Annotated in this window: 11 protein-coding genes; 7 read left to right on the forward strand and 4 right to left on the reverse strand. The window is 58.8% G+C overall.

Annotated features, from left to right (window positions below; translation table 11 throughout):
• Window positions 1–65 precede the first annotated feature (65 nt).
• From J3P75_RS23600 to J3P75_RS23630, 7 genes are all read left to right on the forward strand, one after another.
• The gene (locus J3P75_RS23600; protein WP_434708378.1) at window positions 66–1,664 is read left to right on the forward strand and encodes an ABC transporter substrate-binding protein; all 1,599 of its coding nucleotides are present in this window, start codon (window positions 66–68) and stop codon (window positions 1,662–1,664) included.
• A gap of 176 nt (window positions 1,665–1,840) precedes the next feature.
• On the forward strand, window positions 1,841–3,256 hold the full coding sequence (locus tag J3P75_RS23605; protein WP_434708379.1) for an OprD family porin: 1,416 nt from the start codon (window positions 1,841–1,843) through the stop codon (window positions 3,254–3,256).
• Window positions 3,257–3,332: 76 nt separating this feature from the next.
• Window positions 3,333–4,928 (forward strand): ABC transporter substrate-binding protein, encoded by a 1,596-nt coding sequence (locus J3P75_RS23610; RefSeq protein WP_434708380.1) that lies wholly within the window; start codon window positions 3,333–3,335, stop codon window positions 4,926–4,928.
• Between the two features lie 73 nt (window positions 4,929–5,001).
• Complete coding sequence (locus J3P75_RS23615; protein ID WP_016771720.1) at window positions 5,002–6,012, forward strand: ABC transporter permease subunit; 1,011 nt, start codon at window positions 5,002–5,004, stop codon at window positions 6,010–6,012.
• A 10-nt stretch (window positions 6,013–6,022) separates the two neighbouring features.
• The gene (locus J3P75_RS23620) at window positions 6,023–6,949 is read left to right on the forward strand and encodes an ABC transporter permease subunit (protein WP_203420726.1); all 927 of its coding nucleotides are present in this window, start codon (window positions 6,023–6,025) and stop codon (window positions 6,947–6,949) included.
• A 10-nt stretch (window positions 6,950–6,959) separates the two neighbouring features.
• Window positions 6,960–7,928 (forward strand): ABC transporter ATP-binding protein, encoded by a 969-nt coding sequence (locus J3P75_RS23625; RefSeq protein WP_101158004.1) that lies wholly within the window; start codon window positions 6,960–6,962, stop codon window positions 7,926–7,928.
• Entirely contained in the window at window positions 7,928–8,908 is a 981-nt protein-coding gene (locus tag J3P75_RS23630) for a peptide ABC transporter ATP-binding protein (RefSeq protein WP_434592397.1), read from the forward strand. The genes J3P75_RS23625 and J3P75_RS23630 overlap by 1 nt, the downstream gene beginning before the upstream one ends.
• A 214-nt stretch (window positions 8,909–9,122) precedes the next feature.
• Here the strand turns inward: J3P75_RS23630 and J3P75_RS23635 are convergent, their stop codons facing one another.
• The 4 genes from J3P75_RS23635 to J3P75_RS23650 all read right to left on the reverse strand — a co-directional run bounded on the left by J3P75_RS23635 (window position 9,123) and on the right by J3P75_RS23650 (window position 14,549).
• Window positions 9,123–9,386, reverse strand: coding sequence for a hypothetical protein (locus J3P75_RS23635; RefSeq protein ID WP_434708381.1), 264 nt, complete (start codon window positions 9,384–9,386; stop codon window positions 9,123–9,125).
• Window positions 9,387–9,545: 159 nt separating this feature from the next.
• The gene (locus J3P75_RS23640) at window positions 9,546–10,727 is read right to left on the reverse strand and encodes an MFS transporter (protein ID WP_434708382.1); all 1,182 of its coding nucleotides are present in this window, start codon (window positions 10,725–10,727) and stop codon (window positions 9,546–9,548) included.
• 1,465 nt (window positions 10,728–12,192) lie between these two features.
• A complete protein-coding gene (locus J3P75_RS23645) occupies window positions 12,193–12,660 on the reverse strand; it encodes a hypothetical protein (protein ID WP_434708383.1) in 468 nt (155 codons plus the stop codon).
• 305 nt (window positions 12,661–12,965) lie between these two features.
• Window positions 12,966–14,549, reverse strand: coding sequence for a peptide chain release factor 3 (locus J3P75_RS23650; RefSeq protein ID WP_434708384.1), 1,584 nt, complete (start codon window positions 14,547–14,549; stop codon window positions 12,966–12,968).
• Window positions 14,550–14,598: the final 49 nt, after the last annotated feature.

Raw genomic sequence — 14,598 nt, forward strand, 5'->3', positions numbered from 1 at the left:
GTTGCCTGAACGTCTGTGGATGAGACGACGGCGCATTGAACACCACTAAAAAAAGAGGGAGCGTCATGCGCCATACCTTGAAGTTTTCCGCATTGCTGGGCGCCGGCCTGTTGGCCGCGTCGTCCGCCAGTTTCGCCGCACCAAAAAGCCTGGTGTTCTGCTCGGAAGGCAGCCCGGCGGGTTTCGATACCGCGCAATACACGACGGCCACCGATAACGACGCCGCCGAACCGCTGTATAACCGCCTGGTCGAGTTCGAAAAAGGCGCGACCAATGTCGTACCTGGCCTGGCAACCACGTGGGATATTTCCGAGGATGGTCTGAAATACACCTTTCACCTGCGTGAAGGTGTGAAATTTCATACGACTCCTTATTTCAAGCCAACCCGCGACTTCAACGCCGACGACGTGCTGTTCACGTTTAATCGCATGCTTGATGCGCAACAGCCGTTTCGTAAGGCTTACCCGACCGAATTCCCGTATTTCAACGGGATGAGCCTGAACAAGAACATCGCCAAGGTCGAAAAGACCGGGCCATTGACCGTGGAGTTCACGCTCAACAGCGTCGACGCCGCGTTCATCCAGAACATCGCCATGAGCTTCGCCTCGATTCTGTCCGCCGAATACGCCGACAAGCTGCTGGCCGAAGGCAAGCCGAGCGACATCAACCAGAAACCGATTGGCACCGGGCCGTTCGTGTTCAAGAGTTATCAGAAAGATTCGAACATCCGTTACACAGGCAATAAACAGTACTGGGACCCGAGCCGGGTCAAGCTCGACAACCTGATCTTCGCGATCAACACCGACGCTTCGGTGCGGGTGCAGAAGCTCAAGGCCGGCGAATGCCAGATCACCCTGCATCCGCGTCCGGCCGATGTCGAAGCGCTGAAGGCCGACCCGAAACTGCAACTGATCTCCAAGCCCGGCTTCAACCTCGGCTACATCGCCTACAACGTCCGCCACAAGCCTTTCGACCAGCTCGAAGTGCGCCAGGCGCTGGACATGGCGGTGAATAAACAGGGGATTCTCAACGCTGTTTATCAAGGCGCCGGTCAACTGGCCGTCAACGCGATGCCACCGACCCAGTGGTCCTACGACGACACCGTCAAGGACGCGGCGTACAACCCGGAAAAAGCCAAGGAGCTGCTCAAGGCTGCCGGCGTAAAAGAAGGCACCGAGATCACTCTGTGGGCAATGCCGGTGCAACGCCCGTACAACCCGAACGCGAAACTGATGGCCGAAATGCTCCAGGCCGACTGGGCGAAGATCGGTCTGAAAGTGAAGATCGTCAGCTATGAATGGGGCGAGTACATCAAGCGCACCAAGAATGGCGAACACGACGTCAGCCTGATCGGCTGGACCGGCGACAATGGGGACCCGGACAACTGGCTCGGCACCCTCTACAGCTGCGACGCGATTGGCGGCAACAACTATTCCATGTGGTGCGATCCGGCGTACGACAAGCTGATCAAGCAGGCCAAGGTCGTTACCGACCGCGAGCAGCGCACCGTGCTTTATAAACAGGCCCAGCAATTGCTTAAACAGCAAGTGCCGATCACGCCTGTCGCCCACTCGACAGTCAACCAGCCATTAAGCGCCAAGGTCGAGGGCTTCAAAGTCAGCCCGTTCGGCCGCAACGTATTTTCGGGCGTCAGTATCGATTAAACCCACCGATTAGCCGCAATGCTGAGGGGAGCCGTCTACTCCCTTCACGCAAGCGCTTTGCCGAAATTCGCCAATCCGGCCTTTTGCAAACGTTTGCGATGTGTGAACGAGTTCTAAACCAATAACCGGTCTACCAAAAAAAGCCGGGATAAAAAGAAAGTAAAGGAGCTTCACCCATGAAACTGAGCAGCACCGCGATACTGGCCCTGGCCATCAGCAGCATCACCGCCACGGCTTATGCGGAAAACCAAAGCCAGGCGTTCACGCCAGTGACCGTCAACGAAAAGAGCGCCCAGGCCGAAGCCACCGGTTTCCTCGAAGGGCAATCGATCAGCGGTTCGACCCGTAACTGGTACGCCAACGAACAACTCAAGCGCGGCGGCAAGTTCGCTTACCGCAAGAACGGTCAATCCAACGAAACCGACCGTCGCATCAACTGGGTGCAAGGCACGATCATCAAGTACAACTCGGGTTTCACCGAAGGTACGGTCGGCTTCAGCACCGAAGTGGCCGCATACAACGCCATCGCCCTGGAGCGTGACCGCGAGAACCTCGCTGCCAATAATGGTGGCGCACCGGGCACCCGTCCTGGCGCCGGCAACAACCGTACCCTGACCCGCGAAGGCGGCGACGCTGTCGGCCAGTGGAGCAAGCTGGGCCTGGCCAACGTCAAGGCACGCATCTCCAACACCACCCTGACCGCCGGCCGCATGAACTTCAGCAGCCCGCAGGTCGACGTGATCGGCAACCGTCCGCTGCCATCGAGCTTCGAAGGTATCGCGATCCACAGCGAAGAGCTGAACAACCTGGCATTCGACCTGGCCACCTTCGACCGCGTCTCGCCACGTACCGAAGAAAGCCTGAGCAAGTTCCGCTCCGAGTACGGCGACATCAACGCCGAAGCCGACCACGTCAACACCGCCGGTATCTCGTACCAGCCGTTTGCCAGCCTGACCACCAGCCTGTGGGGTACCCAGGCCGAAGACCTGTGGAACCAGTACTACTTCGGCGCCACCCACGTATTGGGTGACAGCTCGATCCTCAGCCTGACCACCGGCCTGAACTACTACAAGACCGTCGACGAAGGTAAAAAGCTGCTGGGCGACATCGACAACGACACCTACTCGCTGTCGTTCGGCCTGACCCACTTGGCGCATACCCTGACCTTCTCGTATCAGGAAGTGAACGGTAACGAGTACTTCGACTACCTGCACGAAACCAACGGTATCTACCTGGCCAACTCCCTGCTCTCGGACTTCAACGGCCCGAACGAGAAATCCTTTCAGGTTTCCTACGGCATCAACATGGCCGAATACGGTGTACCGGGCCTGAAATTCAACATCTACCAGGCGCGCGGCTGGGGCATTGACGGCACTCACTACAAGGGTGGCGGCTATGACGGCGTGCAGGCGATGGACGGCGAGCACCACTATGAATACGGCGTCGGTGCAACCTACGCGGTACAGAGCGGCCCGCTCAAAGCGACAACGATTCGCGGCACTTACACCGCGCACCGCGCCAGCGAAAACCAGGCGGACGGCAGCATCAACGAGTTCCGTCTCGTGACCACGATTCCATTCAACATTCTGTAAAACGCCAACCGACGGCTGACTCATGATGAGTCGGCCGTTCGGTTTTCTGTCTTCAACCGATTGCAGAGGGTTATCGATGAAAATGCTTCCCCTACGTGCGGCCATCGCGGCTGCGTTGCTGAGTGTCGCTGTTGGCGTCTCGGCCAAACCCTTGGTGGTCTGCACCGAAGCCAGCCCGGAAGGCTTCGATATGGTCCAGTACACGACTGCAGTCACGGCGGATGCTGTGGCCGAAACCATCTTCAACCGCTTGGCCGACTTCAAGCCCGGCACCACCGAAGTGATTCCGGCACTCGCCGAGTCCTGGGACATCAGCGAAGACGGTCTGACCTACACGTTCCATCTGCGCAAAGGCGTCAAGTTTCACACCACCGAATACTTCAAGCCGACTCGCGACATGAACGCCGACGACGTGGTCTGGAGCTTCCAGCGTCAGCTGGACTCGAATCACCCGTGGCACAAACTGTCGAGCGTGGGCTTCCCGTACTTTGAAAGCATGGGCTTCAAGGAACTGCTCAAAAGCGTCGAGAAAGTCGACGACAACACGGTCAAGTTCACCCTGACCCGCCGTGAAGCGCCGTTCCTGGCCGACATCGCCATGGCGTTCTCGTCGATCTACCCGGCCGAATACGCCGACCAGTTGCTCAAGGCCAACAAGACTGGTGATCTGAACAACAAGCCGATCGGCACCGGCCCGTTCATCTTCCAGCGTTACGCCAAGGATGCGCAGGTGCGCTTCAAGGCCAACCCGGACTACTTCCGCGGCAAGCCACCGGCCGACGCGCTGATCCTGGCGATCGCTACCGACAACAACGTACGCCTGCAGAAGCTCAAGGCCAACGAGTGCCAGATTGCCCTGTACCCGAAGCCGGACGACATTCCAAGCATCAAGAAAGACAGCAACCTGAAAGTCGACGAACTGGACGCGATGACCGTTTCGTACATCGCCATGAACACCCAGCACAAATACATGAGCGACGTGCGTGTGCGTAAAGCCATCGACATTGCTTTCGACAAGGAAGCCTATGTCAACGCGCTGTTCGGCAAAGGCAACGCGTCGGTCGCGGTCAACCCGTACCCGCCGACCTTGCTGGGTTATAACCACGACCTGAAAAACCCGCCACGCGACCTCGACGCCGCGCGCAAGCTGCTCAAGGAAGCCGGCGTACCGGAAGGCACCGTGTTTACCCTGTTCACTCGCAACGGCGGCGGTCCGACCAACCCCAACCCGATGCTTGGCGCGCAGATGATGCAGGCTGACCTGGCGAAAGTCGGGATCAAGATCGACATTCGCGTGATGGAATGGGGCGAAATGCTCAAACGCGCCAAGGCCGGCGAGCACGACATGGTGTCGGCCGGATGGGCGGGCGACAACGGCGACCCGGATAACTTCCTGACGCCTATGCTCAGTTGCGAGGCGGCCAAGAACGGCGAAAACTACGCGCGCTGGTGCAACGAGAAATTCCAGGCGCTGCTGGATGAAGCACGGGCTAAAGTAGATCCGGCCGAACGCGCCGCGCTCTACGAACAGGCACAAGTGCTGTTTAATCAGGACCAGCCATGGATCAGCATGGCCCATACTCGGATGTTTACCGCAATGCGCAAAAATGTAGAGGGCTACCACATCAGCCCTCTCACCACCAATAACTTCGCCACCACCCAGGTGAAGTAGATAAGAAACGCCCGGCGTCCCTGACCTGAGGGACGCCGGACACGCCTAACCGGCTGATGAGGTACCACACAAGATGTTTAGTTTTATTGCCCGCCGACTGGGGTTGTTGATCCCCACGTTTTTCGGCATCACCTTGCTGACTTTCGCGTTGATTCGCATGATTCCGGGCGACCCCGTGGAAGTGATGATGGGCGAACGTCGGGTCGACCCCGAAATGCACGCTCAGGCAATGGAACGCCTCGGTCTGAACAAACCGCTGTACGCCCAATACCTGGACTACATCGGCAAACTGGCCCAAGGCGATCTCGGCGAATCACTGCGTACGCGTGAGAGCGTCTGGACCGAATTCACCTCCCTCTTCCCGGCGACCCTGGAACTGTCCATGGCCGCCCTGCTGTTCGCCGGCATCCTTGGGCTTCTGGCCGGGGTAATCGCGGCACTCAAACGAGGATCGCTGTTCGATCACGGGGTGATGGGCATCTCCCTCGCGGGCTATTCGATGCCGATCTTCTGGTGGGGCCTGATCCTGATCATGTTCTTTTCGGTGAGCCTGGGCTGGACGCCGGTCTCCGGGCGCATCGACCTGCTGTATGACATCGAGCCGAAAACCGGCTTCATGCTGATCGACACGCTGCTGGCCGATGACGTCGGCGCGTTCTTCGATGCGCTGCATCACCTGATCCTGCCGGCCATCGTCCTCGGCACCATTCCGCTGGCGGTGATCGCGCGGATGACCCGTTCGTCGATGCTCGAAGTATTGCGTGAAGACTACATCCGCACCGCCAAGGCCAAAGGCCTGTCGCCGTCGCGCGTGGTGTTTGTCCACGGTCTGCGCAACGCGCTGATTCCGGTACTGACCGTGGTCGGTCTGCAGGTCGGCACGCTGCTCGCCGGTGCGGTTCTGACCGAAACCATCTTCTCCTGGCCCGGCATCGGCAAATGGCTGATCGAAGCCATCGGCGCCCGGGACTATCCGGTGGTGCAAAACGGCATCCTGTTAATCGCCTGCCTGGTGATCCTGGTCAACTTCGTAGTGGACATCCTCTACGGCTTTGCCAACCCACGCATCCGTCATCAGCGCTGAGGTCCATACCATGAGCACTCCAACATCCTCAGTAGCCACCGCCACGTCCGCCGTGGATCAAAGCCTGCTGTACCCGTCACCGTACAAAGAATTCTGGCAAGCCTTCGCGAAAAACAAGGGCGCCGTTGCCGGCCTGCTGTTCATGCTGCTGATCATTTTCTGCGCGATCTTCGCGCCGTGGGTTGCGCCGCATGACCCGAGCGAGCAATACCGCGACTTCCTGCTGACACCACCGGCGTGGCTCGAAGGCGGGCAGATGCAGTTCCTGCTCGGTACCGATGAACTCGGCCGTGACCTGCTCTCGCGCCTGATCCAGGGCTCGCGCCTGTCGCTGCTGATCGGTTTGTCGTCGGTGGTGATGTCGCTGATTCCGGGGATCCTGCTCGGTCTGTTCGCCGGGTTCTTCCCGAAGATGATCGGCCCGACCATCATGCGTCTGATGGACATCATGTTGGCCCTGCCGTCGCTGCTGCTGGCCGTGGCGATCGTCGCCATCCTCGGCCCTGGCCTGATCAACACCGTGATCGCGATTGCCGTGGTTTCGCTGCCGTCCTACGTGCGTCTGACCCGTGCCGCGGTAATGGGCGAACTGAACCGCGACTACGTCACTGCTGCGCGTCTGGCCGGTGCCGGTCTGCCGCGTCTGATGTTCATCACCGTGCTGCCTAACTGCATGGCGCCGCTGATCGTGCAGGCGACCCTGAGCTTCTCGTCGGCGATCCTCGATGCCGCCGCACTGGGCTTCCTCGGCCTCGGCGTACAACCGCCAACCCCTGAGTGGGGCACCATGCTGGCCTCGGCCCGCGACTACATCGAACGCGCCTGGTGGGTAGTCAGTCTGCCTGGCTTGACCATTTTGCTCAGCGTGCTGGCAATCAACTTGATGGGCGACGGCCTGCGCGATGCGCTGGACCCGAAACTCAAGAACGCCGCCTGAGGAGATTCCCATGTCACTGCTAGAAATCAAGAATCTCAACGTCCGCTTCGGCGACAAGAACGCTACTCCGGTGGTCGATGGCCTCGACCTGAAAGTCGACAAAGGCGAAGTGCTGGCCATCGTGGGCGAGTCGGGTTCGGGTAAATCCGTGACCATGATGGCGCTGATGGGCCTGATCGAGCATCCCGGCATCGTCACCGCCGATTCGCTCAGCTTCGACGGCAAGGACATGCTCAAGCTGAGCAACCGTCAGCGTCGGCAGATCGTCGGCAAAGACCTGTCGATGGTTTTCCAGGACCCGATGACCGCGCTGAACCCGAGCTACACCGTCGGTTTCCAGATCGAAGAAGTGCTGCGCCTGCACCTGAAAATGTCCGGCAAGCAAGCGCGCAAGCGTGCGATCGAGCTGCTGGAAAAAGTTGAAATCCCGGGCGCCGCCAGCCGTATGGACGCCTACCCGCATCAACTCTCCGGTGGCATGAGCCAGCGCGTCGCGATCGCCATGGCGATTGCCGGCGAGCCGAAACTGCTGATCGCCGACGAACCGACCACCGCGCTCGACGTGACGATTCAGGCGCAGATCATGGATCTGCTGCTGGCGCTGCAGAAAGAACAGAACATGGGCCTGGTGCTGATCACTCACGACCTCGCCGTCGTCGCCGAAACCGCTCAGCGCGTCTGCGTGATGTATGCCGGCCAGGCCGTGGAAGTCGGCCAGGTGCCGCAACTGTTCGACATCCCGGCGCACCCATACAGCGAAGCCCTGCTCAAGGCGATTCCCGAGCACAGCCTCGGCGCCTCACGCCTGTCGACGTTGCCGGGCATCGTCCCGGGTCGTTACGACCGTCCGCAAGGTTGCCTGCTGTCGCCGCGCTGCCCGTACGTGCAGGACAACTGCCGCGCCCAGCGTCCCGGCCTTGACCCGAAAAGCCACAGCCTTGCCCGCTGCTTCTACCCGCTGAACCAGGAGGTGGCGTAATGGCCGTCGTACTTACCGCCCGCGACCTGACCCGTCACTACGAAGTCTCCCGTGGCTTGTTCAAGGGCCATGCAACCGTGCGCGCACTCAACGGCGTGTCGTTCGAACTGGAAGCCGGCAAGACCCTCGCCGTGGTGGGCGAATCAGGCTGCGGCAAATCCACCCTCGCCCGCGCGCTGACGCTGATTGAGGAGCCATCGTCCGGCTCGCTGAAAATCGCCGGCCATGAAGTGGCCGGTGCCGACAAGGCGCAACGCAAGCAACTGCGCAAAGACGTGCAAATGGTCTTTCAAAGCCCGTACGCGTCGCTGAACCCACGGCAGAAAGTCGGTGACCAGCTCGGCGAACCGCTGCTGATCAACACCAACCTCTCCGCCGCCGAGCGGCGCGAGAAAGTCCAGGCGATGATGAAGCAGGTCGGCTTGCGTCCCGAGCACTACCAGCGCTATCCGCACATGTTCTCCGGCGGTCAGCGCCAGCGTATTGCCCTGGCCCGGGCGATGATGCTGCAACCGAAAGTGCTGGTGGCCGATGAACCGACCTCGGCGCTGGATGTGTCGATTCAGGCTCAGGTGCTGAACCTGTTCATGGACCTGCAGCAGGAGTTCAACACCGCGTACGTGTTCATCTCGCACAACCTCGCGGTGGTGCAGCACGTGGCCGATGACGTGATGGTGATGTACCTCGGCCGCCCGGTGGAACTGGGCCCGAAAAACGACATCTACGAGCGCCCGCTGCACCCTTACACCCAGGCGCTGCTGTCGGCGACCCCGACCATTCACCCGGACCCGAACAAGCCGAAAATCAAGATCGTCGGCGAACTGCCCAACCCGCTGAACCCGCCATCGGGCTGCGCCTTCCACAAGCGCTGCCCGTATGCGACCGAACGTTGCAGCACCGAAGAGCCGCTGTTGCGTGAACTGGATAACCGGCAGGTGGCTTGCCACTACGCCGAACAGTTCCTCGACGGCGCGGCGTAAGCAGCCCCGGAGACCAACACAAAACCAATGTAGGAGTGAGCCTGCTCGCGATAGCGTTATTTCAGTCAACATCCTCATCGACTGATCCATCGATATCGCGAGCAGGCGAAGGCCTACACGGATCGCATTTCAACCAGAGTGACGTGTTAACAAACCCCTTTCGCCTCGATTGCGCATCAGTCGAGGCCGAAGGGGTTCTCTTTTGGTCGGCAATCTACGTCTGACTATCGCCCTCATCATCCATATCATCGGTATCCGGATCTCCGGTCGTCGAGTCGTCATCATCGGCGCTGCCACCCTGCCCCTGATCCCCCGGCTCCGACTCCGATTTGGCCAGCATCAGCCCGCTGTGCCCGACCTGCCCATTGAAGGCCTGCGAATCGTGATCTTCGCACTCGGCCCATGCCGTCGCGGTGCCGAGGGACAGCATCACCATCACTTTCAACAACATCAAAACCCGTAGCAATCTGCTTTTCATGGCCGACTCCATCCTGTTGCGCTAAGACATGCTTGCCGGACTGGCTCCGAATGAAATCTAGTTGCGAACAGTCCTACTCACCACTTAGGACGCGACGGCAAGGGCAGAAATGCCCTTGATAGACAGATTGCTTTCGAATAAGCCCGATAACCGAAACAGCTAAGCGGCGCGAGTCGCCTGCCAGGTCAGCGGAATCGAGATCAGCACCAGCAGCGCACTCATCAGCCAGACGCTGTGCCCCCCATACTCGCCATAGAGCTGACCGCTGAACACCGGCGACAATAATGCGCTAGCGCTCCAGCTCATGAAGAACAGCCCGAAGTACTGACCGCTTTTGCCACTCTGCGCAAACTGCATCGCCAGTACATTCAGCGGCGGCATGAACAGCGCCTCGCCCAGCGTCCAGATGACCGTCGACAGGCACACATAAAACAGCCCGGAACCGAACGGCAACATGCCCAGCCCGCAGGCCAGCAACACACTGCCCGCGAGCATCTGCCAGCGCGCGCCCCAACGTTCCACCGAGTGCGACAGCGGAATCTGCAGCGCAATCACCAGCAATGCATTAAGGCCGAACTGCCAGCCAATGGCCTCGGTGCTCAACTGGTAATGGTCTCGCAGATAGTTGCCCAGCGTGCTGTAGACCGTATCGAACGCAATACCGAGCACCGCGGTCGCCGCCAGCAACCAGAGGAACGGCTGGTCGCGATACGGCGAGCCGGAAGCCGTCTCCAGCGCTTTGTCCTGCTTAACGATTGGCCGCCGCCACGTCGTGCGAACAAACCACAACAACGCCAGCAATGTCATCGCCGCACTGACAAAAAACACCCAGCGAAAATCCGCCTGCGCCAACACCCCACCCGCCACCCCGGCAGCCGCCATGCCCAGATTACGCGCCACCCGACTCAACGCCTGCGCCCGCGAACGCTGCGCAACTTCGCAGTACTCCATGATCAGCCGCTGATGCAGCGTACGAATCGCCCCATCAATCACACCACTGAGCAACAACAGACCGGCCAGCCACGCCACCTGCGTCACCAGCCCCAGCAGCATCAGCACCCACACCGAAACAAAAAACAGCGCCGCCGTCAGCCGCGCCGTGCGCACGTAATCACTGAGCCAACCGCCGAGCATCGAACCCACCAGCAACCCCGCGCCATAAGCCGAGAGCAACCAGCCAACGGTTTCAATCGCAAAGCCCAACTCCTGACGCAGGTACAACGCCATGAACAGCTTGACCATGGCGCTGAGGCGGTTGATGAACAAAAGCGCGGCGAGGACCCAGGCCATGGGGGTGAAATAGCCGTTGGGGCGCAGGAGATGGGTCAGTCCTTTGAGCATGAAACGTCCGCTGTGGGCGAAAGATCTTTGAACACTAAACCGGATCAAGCGCAATGTCGCGAGGCAAAGGCCTGGCGAAGTAAAAACAGAGTCGGGCTACGCCGCTGAAGAAAATTGCCTACAGAAAATTCGTCGTGCCTGACAGTTCCTCATTATCAAGCAGCAGCAAAAAGCCCCTCATCGGAACGCCGCCGGCCTATCCCTCTTCCAGAGGAAGAGGGGACTGACCGTGGTGGATAAGAGAGATACGCCGACGTGAGATACCGCGTCGAACTCGAGTTTTGATGAAGATCAAAAGCGCCCTCACCCTAGCCCTCCCGAAACGTCGGACCGCCCGTAGGGAGAGGGGACTGACCGTAGTGATTGGGAGAGCTACGCCGACCTGAAATGCCGAGCCGAACTCAAATGCCAAATCCAACCGAAATCGGCTCCCTCTCCAGGGGGAGAGGGCTGGGCGGGCGGCGTTCCGATGAGGGGCAGCCACACCACAAATCCCAAGCCAACCACCGCTTCCAACCACTCATTACAATGAGCGCAGCTCGAGTGCTTTTGATCTTGCCTAACCAGCGACATCGGAAGGCTGAGCGCAGGGATCGATCCGGGCGTGGGAGCGCAGCGACCGTCTGGCGCAGCCAGACACAGCGGAAGGAGGTGCAGCGAAGCAAACCGTAGCCGCTGCGGCCGGATCGATCCCGGAGCGAAGGGACCCGAGCCTGCGAGGGCCGTACGTAGGAGCAAAGCCTTTTGGTTCCTTTTTGCTGGGCCGGCACTCCGGCGTCTGAAAAAGGGACTCGCCGTAAGGGCGAAACCGCCAGCCGCCACACCCCAAAAAACGGATATGCCCCCAAAACAACCAGAGCATGGTCGGCCCAAAGGCCCCCAATACCGGGGCTAAAAAATCAGGCCCCGCAACCAAGGCTTTTGAAATAGGACTCAGCGCTTCATAAACGTGTTGTTGTTTTTTCATTTTTACGACACGTTTTGTTCTTGTGTCGTTGGCGGCGACATGTGCGCATGTCGTGTCTTTGGAATGGATTTCAATCGGCGTATGACGCTCACTCAGCGCCCACTGCCACAATGGAATCGCATGCAGTCTTTCAGATGTCGGTCAGCTGTCAGCCGCTATCGCGAGCAGGCTCGCTCCCACAGAAAAGCAAATCAAAAGATCGCCGCCTTCGGCAGTTCCTACACACAATGAGCGCAAGCTCGAGTACCGCTTTTGATCTTGATCCACGGGCGACGTCGGAAGGCTGTGTGGAAGGATTGATCCGGGCGGGGGAAGCGCAGAGACAGTCGGCGCAGCTAATCAAGCAAACAGCAGGAAACCGACGGATTGAAAAAACCTGCGAGCGTGTTCAGGCGTATTCATTGTTAACGGTAAACACCCAACGTTGATGCACTCATATAAGCCTGCGGCTGACCACACTAAGCCGCAGGCATAAAACCGATGAGCTTCTTTCATTGATTATTTCTTACAACGAAAATCTCGCTCGGATGATTTGTTCTCGGGCTCGTCGAACCTGAATTTCATTGATGCCGTTATTTTGCTTTGCCGTTCAGAATCCTCGGCCTTTGCAGTAAATTCAAAGTCCATTTTAACTACACGTTCTTCCAAATTGATCAAGCCTTTGTAATTGCCCGAAACCGCTTCCCAAGTCTCCCAAGAACCGTGATTGAAAAACGCATAGAACTTCTGATCTGTGCCAAACACCCCCTCAACATCTTGACTTTGTTCAATATCATCGAACCCAAAAAAAACAGAATCATCAGTTCGAACCATCCCCCCTACCTGGCCTCGACCATTAGGGTCGATTACAAACCAGCCCAATCCTACTACAGGGTTGTATACAACCCCATCGATCGTTAATTCCATCTGACCAATTGGTTTAAGATGCGGGGGCAGTTCATTAATGTTAGCCGTAGTGACTTTCATGGTGCTTCTCCGGGTAGTTTCAGGGGCTATCCCCCTTGATGCTTATAATCGCTATACCGTATCGGCGCCACTGTAAGAACTGACAGTTGACATCTCATTTGACACATGCGAAGGGCGCTAGATTAAATGCCCGTTTGGCTGCTGTATTTTTATTTCCATGCCAACTTCAAGTCGAAAGTTCCTCTTTGAAGCGCCGATGAGTAACCGCTCTCTGAGGTAGCGGGACGAAGCCGCCAAAAACAGCAGGCAACAAAAAGCCCCCAAGGCATTCACCTGGGGGGCTTTCGATCAAGCCAGCTTAGCGCTTAATGATGTTCCCGCGTCGCACGGAATTTCATATCCGGCCAGCGCTCTTCCATCAACGCCAGATTCACTCGCGTCGGCGCCAGATAGGTCAAATGCCCACCGCCATCCAGTGCCAGGTTCTCCACCGCCTTGTTGGAAAACTCCTCAAGCTTCTTCTTGTCGCTGCACTCGATCCAGCGCGCCGAATACACAGTGATCGGCTCATACGAGCACTCAACCTTGTATTCCTCTTTCAAACGACTGGCGACCACATCGAACTGCAGCACACCGACGGCGCCAAGAATGATGTCGTTGCTGCGCTCCGGGAAGAACACCTGCGTCGCGCCCTCTTCTGCCAACTGCTGCAAGCCCTGACGCAGCTGCTTGGACTTCAGCGGATCACGCAAACGCACACGACGGAACAGTTCCGGGGCGAAGTGCGGAATACCGGTGAAACCGAGGACTTCGCCTTCGCTGAAGGTGTCGCCGATCTGGATCGTGCCGTGGTTGTGCAGGCCGATGATGTCGCCGGCGTAGGCCTCTTCCAGCTGTTCACGTTCGGAGGAGAAGAACGTCAGGGCGTCGCCGATGCGCACGTCCTTGCCGGTACGCACGTGGCGCATCTTCATGCCTTTTTCGTATTTGCCGGAGCAGATACGCATGAAGGCGATGCGGTCGCGGTGTTTCGGGTCCATGTTCGCCTGGATCTTGAAGATGAAGCCCGTGAACTTCTCTTCGACCGGCTCGACAGTGCGCTCGTTGGCCACACGAGCCAGCGGGCGCGGCGCCCAGTCAACGACCGCATCAAGCACATGGTCGACCCCGAAGTTGCCCAGCGCAGTACCGAAGAACACCGGGGTCAGTTGACCGTCGAGGAATTCCTGCTGGTTGAATTCGTGGCAGGCGCCCTGTACCAGTTCCAGTTGTTCGATGAAGCGCTCGTACTCGTCGCCCAGGTGCGCACGCGCCTCGTCGGAGTCGAGTTTCTGGATGATCTTGGTTTCGGTGCGTTCGTGACCGTGGCCCGGGGTGTAAACGATGATGTAGTCATCAGCCAGGTGGTACACGCCCTTGAAGTCGCGGTAGCAACCGATCGGCCAGGTGATCGGCGCGGCCTTGATCTTCAGAACGGCTTCGATCTCGTCGAGCAGTTCGATCGGGTCGCGGATGTCGCGGTCGAGTTTGTTGATGAAGCTGACGATCGGCGTATCACGCAGACGGCAGACGTCCATCAGCGCGATGGTCCGTGGCTCGACACCTTTACCGCCGTCGAGAACCATCAGCGCCGAATCCACCGCGGTCAGGGTGCGGTAGGTGTCTTCGGAGAAGTCTTCGTGGCCCGGGGTATCGAGCAGGTTGATCATGTGTTCGCGATACGGGAACTGCATGACCGACGTGGTAATGGAAATACCCCGCTGCTTCTCCATCTCCATCCAGTCGGAGGTCGCATGGCGATCGGATTTACGGGATTTCACCGTACCGGCCACCGCAATCGCCTTGCCCATCAACAGGAGCTTTTCGGTGATCGTGGTTTTACCGGCATCGGGGTGGGAAATAATGGCGAAAGTGCGGCGTTTCGCGACTTCGGCGGCCTGTTGGGTCATGGGAAATCGCCTGGCGGTGATTCAAAAAAGGGCCGCGATTATAGCCCAA

The organism is Pseudomonas sp. R1-1 (genome assembly GCF_051132135.1).
Taxonomy (GTDB): domain Bacteria; phylum Pseudomonadota; class Gammaproteobacteria; order Pseudomonadales; family Pseudomonadaceae; genus Aquipseudomonas.